This is a genomic window from Kitasatospora sp. NPDC051914, from assembly GCF_040680995.1.
In the GTDB taxonomy this organism is placed as follows: domain Bacteria; phylum Actinomycetota; class Actinomycetes; order Streptomycetales; family Streptomycetaceae; genus Kitasatospora.
In genome coordinates this window covers 119733-133959 of record NZ_JBFAXX010000005.1, presented here as the reverse complement: position 1 = coordinate 133959, position 14227 = coordinate 119733, and the positions used below count along the sequence as shown (strand labels likewise).

Genomic DNA, 14227 nt, shown 5'->3' with positions numbered 1-14227 from the left:
CAGCGGACCGGAGGTCACACGGTGTGGCCTCCAATACGTCCCTCGCAAGGAGAACGGCATGGCTCAGGGAACCGTCAAGTGGTTCAACGCTGAGAAGGGCTTCGGCTTCATCGCCCAGGAGGGCGGCGGCCCCGACGTCTTCGTCCACTACTCCGCCATCAACTCGAGCGGCTTCCGTTCGCTGGAGGAGAACCAGGCGGTCACCTTCGACGTCACCCAGGGCCCGAAGGGCCCGCAGGCGGAGAACGTCACCGCTGTCTGACGATCCTCTGATGATGATCTGATCGCTCAGGACCTCCGGGTCCGCCGGCGGCCACCGGCCGCCTCACGAGCACGAAGAGCAGTACCAAGGGGGCCCGCCACGACTGTGGTGGGCCCCCTGCCTCTTTCCCGCGCGATTCCCGCACGCCCCTCGCCGGCTCCGCACGCCCCTGCCCGCCTCCGCGCACCCGCCCCGGCATGATCGACGGTATGCCCCGCCCGTCCAGGCTCCGCGCCGCAGCCCGCCGCGCCGACCGGGCCCTGCACCGGATCGGCATCGACGGCTACATCCTGCTGCTGCTCGCCACCGTCGGCCTGGCCACCGCGCTGCCCGCCCGCGGGCACTCCGCCGACGCGGTCGCCGACGGCGTACGGGTCGCCGTCGGCCTGCTCTTCTTCCTCTACGGCGCCCGGCTCTCCCCCCGGGAGGCGCTGGCCGGCGCCCGGAACCGGCGGCTGCACCTGCTGATCCTGGGGTGCACCTTCGTCCTCTTCCCGCTGCTCGGCGAGGCCGCCCGGCTGCTGCCCGAGCAGGTGCTGCCCGCCCGGCTGTACATCGGCGTGCTCTTCCTCACCCTGCTGCCGTCCACCGTGCAGTCCTCGATCGCCTTCACCTCGATGGCGGGCGGCAACGTCGCCGCGGCGGTCTGCGCCGCCACCTTCTCCAGCCTGGCCGGCATCGTGCTGACCCCGCTGCTCGCGGCCTGGCTGCTGCCCGGCGGGTCCGGGGTGACGGTCGACGCGGGCCGGGTGGCGGACGTCGTCCTGCAGCTGCTGGTGCCCTTCCTGCTCGGCCAGCTGCTGCACCGGTGGATCGGCCCCCGGCTCGGCCGGCACCGCGCGGTCACGATGGCCGTGGACCGCGGATCGATCCTGCTGATCGTCTACGCGGCGTTCGGCGCAGGGGTCCGCGACGGGATCTGGCACCGGGTGACCGCCGGTCAGCTGCTGTGGCTGGCCGCGCTGTGCCTCGTCCTGCTCGGCGTGGTGCTGGCGGTCAGCGGCGCGGCCGCACGGCGCCTCGGCCTCGACCGGGCGGACCGGATCACCGCCCGGTTCTGCGGATCGAAGAAGTCGCTGGCCAACGGGCTGCCACTGGCGACCGTCCTCTTCCCGCCGGCGGCGGTGGGCATCGCCGTCCTGCCCCTGATGATCTTCCATCAGCTCCAGCTGATGGTGTGCACGGTGCTCGCCCGGCGCTGGGGCCGCCGCACCGCGGACGCATCACGGGGGAACGCCCCGTCCGAGGAGTGACGTACGCTCGTCGGCGGACGGCCTTCGCTCGATCGGGTGATCCTCAGGACGCGGGGCGGGCACGTTGTCGATTCGTGACCGGACGATTCGCACCCGAGGCGAAACTGCCGGGCCCTCCCGTGCGTCTAACGGGGGGAATACGGCGAAGGGGTATGGCAGTGAAGCGGGCGGCAGGCAGGGTTGTGGCGGCTGCGGTGCTCGGTGGCGCGCTGGTGCTGACCACCGCGTGCAGCAGCAGCGGGGGCGGGAGCTCGTCTACGGGCTCCGGCAAGCAGGAGGAGCAGAAGAAGTCCCAGGCGGTCGTGAGCATCGAACCCGCCAACGGCGCCACCAAGGTGAAGCCGTCCGGTGCGCTGAAGGTCGCGGTGGCCAACGGCAAGCTCACCGCGGTCAAGGTGACCGGCAAGGACGGCAAGGAGGTGCCCGGCACCCTCACCGCCGACGGCCTCGGCTGGACGCCCTCGCAGAACCTCGCGGTCTCCACCGAGTACAAGGTCAGCGCCCAGGCCGCCGATGCCTCCGGCGTGGCGACCACCGCGGAGAGCACCTTCACCACCCTGACGCCCACCAAGGGCGCGAGCCCGTACGACAACATCGCCGACGGGCAGACCTACGGCGTCGGCATGATCGTCTCGCTGAGCTTCAAGAAGGCGGTCGAGAACAAGGCCGCGGTCGAGAAGGCCGTCACCTTCGAGGCCTCCGACGGCACCGTGGTCAAGCCGCACTGGTTCGGCAACAACCGCGTGGACTTCCGCCCGGAGAAGTTCTGGAAGCCGCAGACCAAGGTCACCGTGCACTACAAGCTGAAGAGCGTCGAGGTGGCCAAGGACGTCTACGGCGAGGTCGACAGCGACCAGACCTTCACCATCGGCCGCTCCCGGGTCGCCGTCGCCGACGCCTCCTCGAAGCAGATGGTGGTCAAGGAGGACGGCAAGCCCGACGCCACCATCCCGATCAGCGCCGGCGCCACCTCGCCCGCCTCGCAGAACACCTTCAACGGCACCATGGTGGTCATGGCGAAGGAGGGGACCACCGTCATGGACTCCTCCACCGTGGTCAACCACGAGGGCCCGGCCTACAAGGTCGAGATGCCGCACGCCCTGCGCCTCACCCCGACCGGCACCTACGTGCACGGCAAGTACGCCCCGGGCGTCTTCGGCCGCACCAACACCAGCCACGGCTGCATCGGCCTGGAGGACACCTCCGGCAAGGACGGCTCGGACGGCTCCTCGGCCGGCCTCTTCTACGCGGCCGCCATCGTCGGCGACCCGGTCACCGTGCAGAACTCGGTCGGCCAGCAGGTCCGCCCGGACAACGGCATGAGCGGCTGGAACATCTCGTGGGACAAGTGGTGACGCATTGACCCGAACGCCGTCGGGGCGTCCGTCCGGAGGGGGGATCCGGACGGGCGCCCCGACTGCTCGTCAGGGGTGGTTCCCGCTCGGCGTCACCAGGCGGACGGCGCCGGCGGGGCCACCACCGGCGGGCGGTCGTCGCAGGTGATGGTGTTGGGCAGCTCCCACGGGGCCAGCCAGGCACCGGTGGTGCCGCCGCCGTCGTTGCCGCCGAGGTCCGTGAGCGAGAACTCCGAGCCGGCCGGCGTGAAGCGGAAGGTGCCGCAGTTGTTGACGCCGACCGCGCCGACGTTGCGGGCGTCCACGTTCTCGAAGTCGGCCGAGCCGGCCGCGCGGGCGCTGAACACCGAGGTGCCGGTGCCGTCGACCCTGATGTCCTTGAAGTGCAGGCCGGTCACCTCGTACAGGTCCTTCACCGGCCAGTCGGCCACCACCATCGCCGCGTTGTAGGTGTTGTCGAGGAAGTCGTCCCCGGTCACCCGGACGTCCGCGGCGATGTCCTTCTCCAGCGCGAAGAACCAGATGGCGCCGAGGCCGATGTTCCAGTTCAGCTCGTAGGTGCCGGAGCGCACCGTGGTGTTGTCGGTGATCCACAGGTGCCCGGCGAACGGCTCGGCGCCGAAGCGGGAGCCGACGTGGATCGCGCTGCCCTCCCGGACGGGGTCGGCGATCAGGTTGCCGGAGACGGTGTTGTCGCTGCCGCCGTAGATCGCGATGCCGTTGGCCAGCACCGGCGACTGCACGGTGTTGTGGTCGAAGGTGTTGCGGGCGTCCGCGGTCCTCTCCGACCACATGGCGAGGCCGTCGTCGCCGGTGTTGCGGACCAGGTTGTGCGAGACCACCGAGTCGGTGACGCCGGTGTGGAAGTTCAGGCCGTCGGCGATCTGATCGGCGATCACATTGCGGGTGACCCCGAGGTTCTTCATCGGGCCGTCGAACCAGAGGCCCACCTTGGTGTGGTGGATGTACAGGCCCTCGATCGTGGAGTCGCTCATCGCGCCGCCGACGCCGTTCACCTGGTCGGTGTCGATCCGCTCGCGGACGTCGCCCTCGATCGCGAAGCCGGACAGGTGGACGTTGCGGCTGCCGCCCGCGGCGGCGTCCTTGCCGTAGAAGCCCACGCCGGTGTGCACCGAACCTCCCCCAGCCTCCGGCCGGGGGGACCCCCATGCGGCAGGAGTGGCCAGGCCGACCTGGCGCCCCTTGACGATCGTGTACCAGCTGCCGGCGCCCTCGATCGTCACGTCGTCGACCACGATGTGGCGGTTCGCCTGGAAGGTGCCCGGCGGGAGGTACACCGGCAGGTGGACCCGGCGGGCGAAGGCGATCGCCCGGTCGATCGCGTCCGCGGAGTCGCGGCGGCCGGTCGGGTCGGCTCCGAAGGCGAGCACGTTCACGGCGGCGGGGTTCACGTGCGGGGCGGCCACGAGCTGCGAGTCGAGCAGGTCGATCACCGTCCACGCGGCCCTGCTGCCCGCCGGGACGGTCAGCCGGACGGTGTCGCCCGCCTTGTGGGTGCGGCCGAGCAGCAGGCGCTGCTCGTCGTAGAAGTGCGTGGGCCGGAACGGCTTGGAGATCTCCGGGGCGGGGGTGGTGGCGCTCGGCACGCAGGAGCACTCGGTGATCCACCAGTCGGGGTGGAGCAGCCCGGCCTTCGGGTCGTTGCTGAACGGGTACTGGTTGTACAGCCAGGAGTACTGCGAAGTCAGCGTCATGGTGCTGCGGTTGCGGCCGTTCACCGTGACGTCCAGCGGCGCGGTGATGCCGCCGCCGTCGGGCGCGTCCGGGATGCTGTAGCGCACGGTGATCGCATTGGCCGCGGCGGGCAGCGTGAACTCCACGTACTGGCCGGGCAGCAGCTTCACCGCGGAGCGGCCGGACGCCTCCGAGGGCAGGGTGTACGCGGTGCGGTCCGGGCCGATCACCGTGCCGGTGCTCCGGGCGTTCTCCGCCTCCTGCTCGGCCGTGCCGAGGTCGGCGCCGCGGCCCGCGACGAGAGCCGGCGCGAGGCCGGCCCGCGTCACCACCGCCGCCGCGCCGCCGGCCCTGCCGTTGTCGGCGGCGGCCGGGCCCGCGTAGCCGACGGTGGCCGCGGTCACCGCCGCGAGCACCGCCGCCGCCCGCCGCGGCGGCGTGCCGACCCGGCGCGCTGCGGCTCCTGTGATGCTCCGTGACATCGTTTGCTCGATTCTCTCGGGGAGGTGGCACCAGGTGGCTCGCCGCGGAGCGTAGGGCTCCGGCATCCCACCCCACAAGAGTCGTGCAAGATATTTTCGCCGATCTGTTGATTTGATGCAGGGCCAAGTATCAATTCTTGCGATCCCGACAACGCATCAGGGCCCCTCCCCCGGGGTGGGGAGGGGCCCTGATCGAACGGGGCGTCAGGCCGCAGCGGCCTCGGGAGCCGAGGTCTGCGCGGGCACCGGAGCAGCGGCGGGCTCGGCGAGCAGATCACCCGTCGGCCGGTTGTACGCGACCAGGTCGAGCGTCTTCTCCCGCGCCGAGACCAGGACCGGCACGACCGCCTGTCCCGCCACATTGGTGGCGGTGCGGATCATGTCCAGGATCGGGTCGATCGCGAGCAGCAGGCCGACGCCCTCCAGGGGGAGGCCGACGGTGGACAGGGTGAGCGTCAGCATGACGATCGCACCGGTGAGGCCGGCGGTGGCGGCCGAGCCGATCACCGAGACGAAGGCGATCAGCAGGTAGTCGCCGATGCCGAGGTCGATGCCGTACACCTGGGCGACGAAGATCGCGGCCAGCGAGGGGTAGATCGCGGCGCAGCCGTCCATCTTCGTCGTCGCCCCGAACGGGACGGCGAAGGACGCGTACTCACCGGGCACGCCGAGGCGCTCGGTGACGCGGCGGGTGACCGGCAGGGTGCCGACGGAGGAGCGGGAGACGAAGGCCAGCTGGATGGCGGGCCAGGCGCCGCGGAAGAAGGGCAGCGGGTTGAGGCCGGCGGCGAAGCGCAGCAGCAGCGGGTACACGCCGAACAGGACGATCGCGCAGCCGATGTAGACGTCGGCGGTCAGGGTGGCGAAGGGGGTGAGCAGGTCCCAGCCGTACTTGGCCACGGACTTGCCGATCAGGCCGAGGGTGCCGAGCGGGGCCAGCCTGATGACCCACCAGAGGGCGGTCTGGGTGAGGTCGAGGACGGACTCGCTCAGCCGGCGGACGGGTTCGGCCTTCTCGCCGATCTTCAGCACGGCGGCGCCGGTGACGACGCCGAGGAAGACGATCTGCAGGACGTTGACCTCGACGAAGGCCGTCGCGATGTTGGTCGGGACGATGCCGGTCAGGAAGTCGACCCAGCTGCCGGCCTCCTCGGGCGCCTTGAGGCCCTCGGTGGAGAGGCCGGCGCCGCGGCCGGGGTCGGTGAGCAGGCCGAGCCCGAGGCCGACGGCCACCGCGATCAACGAGGTGGCGAGGAACCAGAGCAGGGTGCGGACGGCCAGCCGGGCGGCGTTGGCGACGTTCCGCAGGTTGGCGACGCTGACGACGATGGCGGTGAAGACCAGCGGCGGCACGGCCAGCTTGAGCAGCTGGACGAAGGTCTTGCCGACGGTGTCGAGGGTGGTGGTGAGCCAGGCGACGTCGCCGGCGCGGGCGATCCAGCCGAGCAGCAGGCCGAGCACGAGGCCGGCGGCGATCTGGGCCCAGAAGGGGACGCGGCGGATTCTGGTCAGGGGACCGGGCATGGGGATGCGACTCCGGGTCGGGTGGCAGACGGGGGAGGTCGGACACGGCGGCACGCGCGGGGCCTTCCGGGCGGGGGCCGCGGAGGGACCGTCAGGAGAGGCGTGCCGCCCCGGTACAGCCGCAGGCGCGGCAGGCGCGGGGGCCGGCCACGGCTCGGGGCGTGCAGGCGCGGCGGGGGGCGAGCGGGGTGCTCGTCCCGGCCTGGAGCGCGGCGCCTGCGATGGTCATGGCCGGAACGTTAGCAGTAAACATTTGAGATGTTCAAAGTATTGGTTTGAGCTATGGCCACGAACCAGCCAGTGGCTGCAGCAGCCGCAGTCGGCGCAGATTGACCGGCCGGGCTGGTTATACGTATAACTTCAGGCATGGGCTATCTCGCGCTGCTCCGCGCCCCGCACGTCACCAGGCTCCTCCTCGGCACCCTGCTCGGCCGGCTCCCGGCCGGCATGACCGGCCTGGTGATCGCCCTCGCCCTGCGCGAGGCCGGTGCGCCCTACAGCCGGATCGGCCTGGCCACCGCCGCCTACGCCGTCGCCGCCGCGGTCGGCGGCCCGGTGCTCGGACGGATCGTCGACCGCACCGGCCAGCCCCGCGTCCTGCTCACCACCGCCCTGGTCGCCGGCCTCGGCTACGCCCTGCTCGCGCTCGCCCCCGGCTCCGCGGTCGCCGCACCGGCCGGCGCCGCCCTGGCCGGCCTCGCCATGCCACCGCTCGAACCCTGCCTGCGCGCCCTGTGGCCCTCCGTCGTCGAGGAGGAGCAGCTCGACACCGCCTACGCCTTCGACTCCGCCTCGCAGCAGATCCTCTACGTCGCCGGCCCGCTCGCCGTCGCCGGGATCGCCGCCGGCTTCGGCCCGTCCACAGCCCTGTGGACGGCCGCCGCGCTCGGCCTGCTCGGCTCCCTCGTCGTCGCCACCGCCGCACCCGCCCGGGCCTGGCGCGCACCCGCCCGCGAGGCGTCCGCCGGGCTCCTCGGTCCGCTGCGCTCCCCCGGCCTGGTCCTGCTGCTCATCGGCCTGGCCGGCGCCGGCTGGACGGTCGGCGCCCAGAGCGTGCTGTTCATCGCGTACGCGGAGCAGCACCCCGGCGCACTGCCCGGCGGGGCCGGGCTGATGCTGGCGCTCGCCGCGCTCGGCGGGCTGCTCGGCGCCCTCGGCTACGGCGCGGTCCGCTGGCGCAGCACCACCGCGACCCGCACCTGGGTGATCGCCCTGCTGATGGCCGCCTCCTACCTGCCGCTGCTGGCGCTCCCGGGCCCGTACGCCATGGCGGGGCTCGCCCTGCTGTCGGGGATCGGGCTGGCCCCGCTGCTGGCGGCCGCCTTCGTCCTGATCGCCGAGCTGGCGCCGACCGGCACGGTGACCGAGGCCTTCGCCTGGCTGATCACGCTGTTCGCGACCGGCAATGCGGCGGGGTACGCGGTGTCCGGGGCCCTGGTGGAAGGGTCGCTGTTCCGGGTGGCGGTGTGTGCGGCGGCCGGCATCGGGGTGGGCGGGCTGCTGCTGTTCGGCTGCCGCCGCTGGTTCCGTCCCGCCACCCCGGCCGACGCCCCGGCCCGAACGGTCCTGGCGGCCTGAACCGGGAGCGAAGGCGGGCCGCCCCCAGGGAATGCGATTCGTGCGCCGACAGGGGCGCGCGCCTAGGCCGGGCGGGTGGAGGAGCGGACGACCAGGGTGGTGGGGAGAGCGGGGACGGGGGTGACCGGGTCGCCGTCGAGGAGGGCGGCGAGGGCCCGGACTCCGGTGCGGCCGAGTTCCTCGCCCGGGAGGTCGACGGTGGTGAGCGGCGGGGCGAGCAGGCCGGCCACCGGGATGTTGTCGATGCCGATCACGGAGACGTCGTCGGGGATGCGCAGGCCGAGTTCGGCCGCGGCCTGGTAGAGGCCGGAGGCGACCACGTCGTCGTCGCAGATCACGGCGGCGGGCCGGTCGGGCCGGCCGAGCAGGGTGCGGGCGGCCTCGCGGGCGGCCTCGGCGCCCTCGTTGAGGCTGACGCCGACCTCGATCACCTCCAGCGCGGCGGCGGCGGCCTCGAAGCCGGCCTGCCGGGTGCGGAAGGTGTGGGCGGAGAGGGTGGACCGCAGGTGGCCGATCCTGCGGTGGCCGGCCGAGGCCAGGTGTTCGACGGCGGCGCGCATGCCGTCGGCGACGTCGAGTTCGACGGTGGGGCGGCCGGGGTTGCGGGCCGGGTCGGCGTCCAGGAAGACCGCCGGGGTGCCGGCGGGGAGGTCGCCGAGCTGGCTGTCGTCCGGGGAGCAGATCAGCAGGCCGTCGAAGCGGCCGGCGGTGGCGGCCTCGGCCAGGGTGGCGCCGTCCCAGCCGGAGGAGACCACCACGGCGAGGCCGCGCCGGTGCGCCTCCTCGTGCACGCCGGAGAGCACCCGGCCGAAGAACGGGCCGAGCAGGTTGGGGACGGCGAGCATCACCGTGCCGCTGCGGCCGAGCCGCAGCTGTCGGCCGGCGGCCTGCGGTTGGTAGCCGAGGGTTCGGGCGGCCTCGCGGACGCGCTCGCGGGTGGCTTCCGAGACGCGGTGGCCGCGGGCGCCGGAGAAGACCAGCGAGACGGTGGCCTGCGAGACGCCGGCCAGCCGGGCCACGTCGCGCCCGGTGGGGCGGCGCGGCGGCGCGGGGTCGGCCAAGGTCAGTCCTGGCGGGCGGCGGAGCGGGCGGCGTCGACGGCCGCGTCCTCCTCGGCGTTCTGCTCGGCGATCCGCCGGGCGGTGCGCTCGCGCAGGCCGCCGACCTTGCCGGCGATCTCCTCGGACATCGCGTCGCGCTGCTTGCTGAGCACCACGTAGCTGATCGGGGCGGAGACCAGCATGGCGATCAGGACGAGGAAGACGACGCCGCTGCTGCCGGCGACCGGGATGACGCCGAAGTGCCCGAGCATCAGCGAGAGCAGCAGGCAGCCGAGGAAGATACTCGCCCGCAGGGAGGTGTAGCGGAGCGTGGCGTGCGACTTGCGGCTGCTCACGGGTGGCGTCCTTCTCGGCCGGGGGTACGACGGGCGGCGCGGGTGCGGGCCGCCGCGGGGCGGCCGTCTCCTGGTGCCGGTCTCCCAGTGAAGCATGCCGGACGCCCGCGCCCGCACGGGGCCGGGCGTGCCTGCCGATCGGGTCGGCGGGGCGCCCCGGTGGGCCGGGTGCGCCTACCGGAGGTCGAGCCACATGACGACGTCGTCGCGGTCGTCGCCGGGGCCGACGCGGATCGCGCCGGGCACCCGACCGACCTCGTTCCAGCCGGAGCGGCCGTAGAACTTCTCCAGCCCGAGGCCGCCGCGGAGGGTGAGCTTGAGGCCGGCCAGGCCCCAGCCGCGGGCGATGCGCTCGGCCTCGGCGAGCAGTTCCGCGCCGTGGCCGCGGCCCTGCAGGCCGGGGTCGACCATGACCCGCTGGAGCAGCCGCCAGTGCTCCATGAGCTCGAAGCGCTGCGAGACGAAGACGAGGAGGGCGGCCAGTCGGCCGGTGTCCGGGTCGCGGCCGATCAGCAGGCGGTCCGGGCCGCCGGGGCCGAGGCCGGCGAACTGTTCCTCGGCGGTGGGCCGGACCTGCTCCGCGGTGACCGGGGGGACGAAGCCGACCGCGCCGCCCGCATTGCTGACGTCCGTCCAGAGCGCGATGATCTCGGCGCGCAGTTCCGGGGTGGGTTCGGGGTCCAGCGTGAAGGACAGTGTCATAGCCGATGAGGCTATCCGGTCCTTACGGCAGCTGCCCGTTCCGCGCCACGGACCGGACACCGGCGGCTCCGGCGGCCTCCCGTCGCCGCCGGACCGACCCGCCCCGGTGCTCAGGCGGCCGCCGGCACGGCCGCGCGCTTCGGCGTGCCGCCGCGCAGGGCGAGGCAGAGGAGCACGGCGATCGCGCAGAGCCCGCCGGCGGCGTACCAGGCGAGGTCGTAGTCGCCGAAGCGGTCGCGGACGAGGCCGGCCAGGCCGGCCACCACGGCGGCGCCGATCTGGTGCGCGGCGAGCACCCAGCCGAAGACGATCGGGGCGTCCTCGCCGAAGTGGCGGCGGCAGAGGGCGACGGTGGGCGGGACGGTGGCGACCCAGTCCAGGCCGTAGAAGATCACGAAGGCGAGGATCGGCGGCTGCAGCGAGTGGCCGAACAGCTGCGGCAGGAAGAGCAGCGACAGCCCGCGCAGGCCGTAGTAGACGACCAGCAGGCGGCGGGAGTCGAAGCGGTCGGTGAACCAGCCGCTGGCGATGGTGCCCGCGACGTCGAACACGCCGACCAGGGCGAGCAGGCTCGCGCCGGTGGTGACCGGCATCCCGTGGTCGTGCGCGGCCGGGATGAAGTGGGTGCCCACCAGGCCGGCGGTGGTGGCGCCGCAGATCGCGAAGGAACCGGCCAGCAGCCAGAACGCGCGGCTCCGGGCGGCGTCCCGCAGCACCCGCAGCGAGCGGGCGAGCGCGCTGCCGTCGGTGACCGGGGCGGGCGGCGCCTCGGTGGCGCCGTACGGGAGGAGGCCCAGGTCGGCGGGGCGCTCGCGCATCAGCAGCAGGACGGGGACGGCGACCGCGGTGGACGACAGCGAGACCACGACGACCGCGGTCCGCCAGCCGTGGTTCTCGACCAGGGCGGCGAGCAGCGGCATGAAGACCAGGTTGCCGGCCGCGCCCGCGGCGGTGAGGACGCCGGTGACCAGGCCCTGCCGGGCCTGGAACCAGCGGCCGGTGACGGTGGTGGCGAAGGCGCCGGCCATGGAACCGCTGCCGAGGCCGACCAGGACGCCCCAGCAGAGGACGAGCTGCCAGCTCTCGGTCATCAGGACGGTGAGCCCGGCGCCGGTGGAGATGGCGAGCAGGGCGCCGACCACGACGAGGCGGATGCCGAAGCGGTCCATCAGCGCGGCGGCGAACGGCGCGGTGAGCCCGTAGAGGGTGAGGTTGACCGAGACGGCGCTGCCGATGGTGGCGTGCGACCAGCCGAACTCGCCGTTCAGGGCGTCCATCATCAGGCCGGGGGTGGAGCGGAACCCGGCCGAGCCGAGCAGGACGAGCAGGGAGACGCCGGCCACCACCCAGGCGTAGTGCAGGCGGGGGGTGCGGCTGTCCGTCGGGGGTGCGGGTCTGCGGGTGGTCAGTTCGGTCACCGGACGAGTCTCCCGGGCGGGGCGGCCGCGAACGAGTGGCCTGACTGCCAGCTTTCGTCAGGATCGGGCCAAACGGTCCCGGCCGCCCGGCCCGCGGTCAGTGGCCGGCCGCCTGCCGCAGGTCGCGGATCGGGCGGACGAGCAGGAGCGTGGCCACCACCAGCACCGCGACCGCGGCTCCGGCGAGGAGTACCGCCCTCGGGCCGAAGGCCTCGGAGGCCGGCCCGGCCAGGGCGGAGCCGACCGGCGCCATGCAGACCGATCCGGCCACCTCGTAGGCGTGGATCCGGTTGAGCACCTCGGCCGGCACCTGGGTCTGCACGTTGGTGGCCCACATGACGCCCCAGAAGGTGACGCCGACACCGGTGACGAGGAAGCAGGCGGCGAGCACCGGAACGGGCAGGCCGAGGGCGATGCCGAGCGGGGTGAGCGGGAAGGCCAGCATGGCCAGCGCCCCGCCTCGCAACGGGTGCCGGGGCCTGATCCGGATGCCGAGCAGTCCGCCGAGCACCGTGCCGGCCCCGAAGACGGCGTTGAGCACGCCGTACGCGGTGGAGCCGTGCTCGGGGACGAGCAGGCCGGCGGCGACCGGCAGCAGCGGGCCGAAGCTGAGGGCGCTGTAGAAGAACCAGATCACGATGACGCCCCACATCCAGGTGCGGGAGCGGAACTCGTGCCAGCCCTCGACCAGGTTGCGCCAGAGGCTGTTGCCGGGCGGCGGCGCGGGGGCCGGGCCGAGCCGCAGGGCGAGCAGGCAGCAGGCGCTCAGTGCGTAGGCACAGGCGGCGAGCACCATGACCCAGCCGGTGGCGGCCGCGCCCGCCAGCAGTCCGGCGACGGCCGGGCCGAGCAGGGCGGTGAGCGCCTCGGAGGTGCGCAGGACGCCGTTGGCGCCGTGCACGTCGCGGGCGGTGAGCGGCACGGTGGAGGCGGCGCCGGGCTGGAACATGGCGGCGGCCGTGCCGGCCAGGGCGAGCAGTGCGTACAGCTGCCAGAGCCGGTCGACGCCGGCGAAGAACAGCCAGGCCATCAGCACCCGGGTGGCGAGGTTCACCAGGTCGGCGGTGATCATCAGCCGGCGGGCGGTGAAACGGTCCGCGAGGACGCCGCCGACCAGCACCAGGCCGGCGAAGGGGGCCATCAGGAAGGCCATGGCGTAGCCGACGCTTCCGAGCGGGTGGCCGGCACCGATCAGGCCGGCTGCGACGGCGACCGGGAGCATGGCGTCGCTGAGCAGGCCGGAGCTGCGGGCGGTGAAGTAGAGCCGGAAGTTGCGGGTCCAGATGGCCGGGCCGGCGGCCGGCGGGGCGGGTGCGGCGCAGGGGGCGGCCGGGGCGCCGGCAGGCGCGGGCGGGGGTGTCGGTTCGGGCACAGCAGCAGTTTTGGTCCAGACCACTTCCGCAAGCCAGGGGTTTACGGGTCACAATGTGGCACCGCCCCGCGCGAAGGGAGACCAGGATGGCAGAGGCCGCGCGGCAGCACCGGGTCGCGGTGCTGGCCCTGGACCGGGTGATCGCCTTCGAACTGGCCATCCCGGCGCGGATCTTCGAGTCGGCGAAGGACCCGGACGGGGTCCCGCTCTACCGGGTGGCCACCTGCACCGTGGACGGCGGGCCGGTCGCCACCGGCACGGACTTCCGGATCGCGGTCGACCACGGCCCCGAACTCCTCGCCGAGGCCGACACCGTGGTGATCCCGGCGCAGCAGGACGGCCCCGGCGACGTGGTCGACGGGGTCCTCGACCCGCGGATCGCCGCCGCCCTGGCGCAGGTCCGCCCCGGCGCCCGGCTGGTGTCGATCTGCACCGGCGCCTTCGTGCTCGCCGCGGCCGGCCTGCTGGACGGCCGCCCGGCGACCACGCACTGGGCGTACACCGAGCGCTTCGCCCGGATGTTCCCGCAGGTGCGGCTGGACCCGGACGTGCTCTTCACCGACGACGGCGACGTGCTGACCTCCGGCGGGGTCGCCGCGGGCGTCGACGTCTGCCTGCACCTGGTCCGCCGCGACCACGGCAGCGCGGTCGCCAACGCGGTGGCCCGGACCTGCCTGGTGCCGCCGTGGCGGGAGGGCGGGCAGAAGCAGTACGTCGGCGTGCCCGGCCCGGACCCGCTGCAGGGCGCGGGCACCGCCGCCGTCCGCGGCTGGGCGCTGGAGCACCTTGACCGCCCGCTGCCGCTGGGCGAGCTGGCCGCCCGGGCCGGCATGAGCGTGCGGACCTTCACCCGGCGCTTCCGCGAGGAGACCGGGAGCAGCCCGGGCGAGTGGCTGGCGGTGCAGCGCACCGAGCTGGCCCGGCAGCTGCTGGAGGAGACGGACCTGCCGGTCGAGGAGGTGGCCCGGCGGGCCGGGTTCGGCACGGCGGCCTCGCTGCGGCTGCGGCTGCGCGGCCGGCTGGACGTGGCGCCGAGCGCCTACCGGCGAACCTTCCGCAGTACGGCGCCGGTGCGGCGCCGCTCGCCGGACGGTGCCCCGCCGCGCACGCCCCGAGCACGGCACGCCGGAACACCGTCCGAGCGGACGCACGAGCCCTGAACCCGCGCGCCTGCGCTCCGCACTCGCCGA

The 14227-nt window shown here is 73.8% G+C and carries 13 protein-coding genes; 5 read left to right on the top strand and 8 right to left on the bottom strand.

Annotation, left to right across the window (positions count from 1 at the left end):
• Positions 1 to 58 precede the first annotated feature (58 nt).
• The 3 genes from AB0M03_RS05740 (at position 59) to AB0M03_RS05730 (ending at position 2870) form a co-directional block, all read left to right on the top strand.
• Positions 59 to 262, top strand: coding sequence for a cold-shock protein (locus AB0M03_RS05740; RefSeq protein WP_095873528.1), 204 nt, complete (start codon positions 59 to 61; stop codon positions 260 to 262).
• A gap of 209 nt (positions 263 to 471) precedes the next feature.
• Positions 472 to 1515, top strand: a complete 1044-nt coding sequence (locus tag AB0M03_RS05735; protein ID WP_363488786.1) for a bile acid:sodium symporter family protein — start codon at positions 472 to 474, stop codon at positions 1513 to 1515.
• Between the two features lie 152 nt (positions 1516 to 1667).
• Positions 1668 to 2870, top strand: a complete 1203-nt coding sequence (locus AB0M03_RS05730; RefSeq protein ID WP_363488784.1) for an Ig-like domain-containing protein — start codon at positions 1668 to 1670, stop codon at positions 2868 to 2870.
• 92 nt (positions 2871 to 2962) lie between these two features.
• Here AB0M03_RS05730 and AB0M03_RS05725 read toward each other — a convergent pair whose 3' ends face one another.
• The 3 genes from AB0M03_RS05725 to AB0M03_RS05715 form a co-directional block, all read right to left on the bottom strand.
• Complete coding sequence (locus AB0M03_RS05725) at positions 2963 to 5047, bottom strand: glycosyl hydrolase family 28-related protein (RefSeq protein WP_363488782.1); 2085 nt, start codon at positions 5045 to 5047, stop codon at positions 2963 to 2965.
• 204 nt (positions 5048 to 5251) lie between these two features.
• Entirely contained in the window at positions 5252 to 6571 is a 1320-nt protein-coding gene (locus tag AB0M03_RS05720) for a dicarboxylate/amino acid:cation symporter (protein ID WP_363488780.1), read from the bottom strand.
• A gap of 91 nt (positions 6572 to 6662) precedes the next feature.
• A complete protein-coding gene (locus tag AB0M03_RS05715; protein ID WP_363488778.1) occupies positions 6663 to 6800 on the bottom strand; it encodes a hypothetical protein in 138 nt (45 codons plus the stop codon).
• Between the two features lie 137 nt (positions 6801 to 6937).
• Between AB0M03_RS05715 and AB0M03_RS05710 the strand changes: the two genes are divergently transcribed.
• Positions 6938 to 8149, top strand: coding sequence for an MFS transporter (locus tag AB0M03_RS05710; RefSeq protein WP_363488776.1), 1212 nt, complete (start codon positions 6938 to 6940; stop codon positions 8147 to 8149).
• A 62-nt stretch (positions 8150 to 8211) separates the two neighbouring features.
• On the opposite strand, the gene AB0M03_RS05705 is transcribed toward AB0M03_RS05710, so the two are convergent.
• From AB0M03_RS05705 to AB0M03_RS05685, 5 genes are all read right to left on the bottom strand, one after another.
• Complete coding sequence (locus AB0M03_RS05705) at positions 8212 to 9210, bottom strand: LacI family DNA-binding transcriptional regulator (protein ID WP_363488774.1); 999 nt, start codon at positions 9208 to 9210, stop codon at positions 8212 to 8214.
• A 2-nt stretch (positions 9211 to 9212) separates the two neighbouring features.
• Positions 9213 to 9545 (bottom strand): DUF4229 domain-containing protein, encoded by a 333-nt coding sequence (locus AB0M03_RS05700; RefSeq protein WP_363488772.1) that lies wholly within the window; start codon positions 9543 to 9545, stop codon positions 9213 to 9215.
• Positions 9546 to 9719: 174 nt separating this feature from the next.
• On the bottom strand, positions 9720 to 10247 hold the full coding sequence (locus tag AB0M03_RS05695; RefSeq protein ID WP_363488770.1) for a GNAT family N-acetyltransferase: 528 nt from the start codon (positions 10245 to 10247) through the stop codon (positions 9720 to 9722).
• 110 nt (positions 10248 to 10357) lie between these two features.
• Positions 10358 to 11665, bottom strand: coding sequence for an MFS transporter (locus tag AB0M03_RS05690; RefSeq protein ID WP_363488768.1), 1308 nt, complete (start codon positions 11663 to 11665; stop codon positions 10358 to 10360).
• Between the two features lie 97 nt (positions 11666 to 11762).
• Complete coding sequence (locus tag AB0M03_RS05685; RefSeq protein ID WP_363488766.1) at positions 11763 to 13037, bottom strand: MFS transporter; 1275 nt, start codon at positions 13035 to 13037, stop codon at positions 11763 to 11765.
• Between the two features lie 86 nt (positions 13038 to 13123).
• On the opposite strand from AB0M03_RS05685, the gene AB0M03_RS05680 reads away from it, so the two are divergent.
• Complete coding sequence (locus AB0M03_RS05680; RefSeq protein ID WP_363488764.1) at positions 13124 to 14197, top strand: helix-turn-helix domain-containing protein; 1074 nt, start codon at positions 13124 to 13126, stop codon at positions 14195 to 14197.
• The last annotated feature ends 30 nt before the right edge of the window (positions 14198 to 14227 follow it).

Excerpts from the sequence above, each read along its gene's own strand:
- AB0M03_RS05680 (WP_363488764.1), top strand. The coding sequence starts at position 13,124 with ATGGCAGAGGCCGCGCGGCAGCACCGGGTCGCGGTGCTGGCCCTGGAC.
- AB0M03_RS05695 (WP_363488770.1), bottom strand. The coding sequence starts at position 10,247 with ATGACACTGTCCTTCACGCTGGACCCCGAACCCACCCCGGAACTGCGC.
- AB0M03_RS05735 (WP_363488786.1), top strand. The coding sequence starts at position 472 with ATGCCCCGCCCGTCCAGGCTCCGCGCCGCAGCCCGCCGCGCCGACCGG.
- AB0M03_RS05715 (WP_363488778.1), bottom strand. The coding sequence starts at position 6,800 with ATGACCATCGCAGGCGCCGCGCTCCAGGCCGGGACGAGCACCCCGCTC.
- AB0M03_RS05730 (WP_363488784.1), top strand. The coding sequence starts at position 1,668 with ATGGCAGTGAAGCGGGCGGCAGGCAGGGTTGTGGCGGCTGCGGTGCTC.
- AB0M03_RS05710 (WP_363488776.1), top strand. The coding sequence starts at position 6,938 with ATGGGCTATCTCGCGCTGCTCCGCGCCCCGCACGTCACCAGGCTCCTC.
- AB0M03_RS05725 (WP_363488782.1), bottom strand. The coding sequence starts at position 5,047 with ATGTCACGGAGCATCACAGGAGCCGCAGCGCGCCGGGTCGGCACGCCG.
- AB0M03_RS05720 (WP_363488780.1), bottom strand. The coding sequence starts at position 6,571 with ATGCCCGGTCCCCTGACCAGAATCCGCCGCGTCCCCTTCTGGGCCCAG.
- AB0M03_RS05740 (WP_095873528.1), top strand. The coding sequence starts at position 59 with ATGGCTCAGGGAACCGTCAAGTGGTTCAACGCTGAGAAGGGCTTCGGC.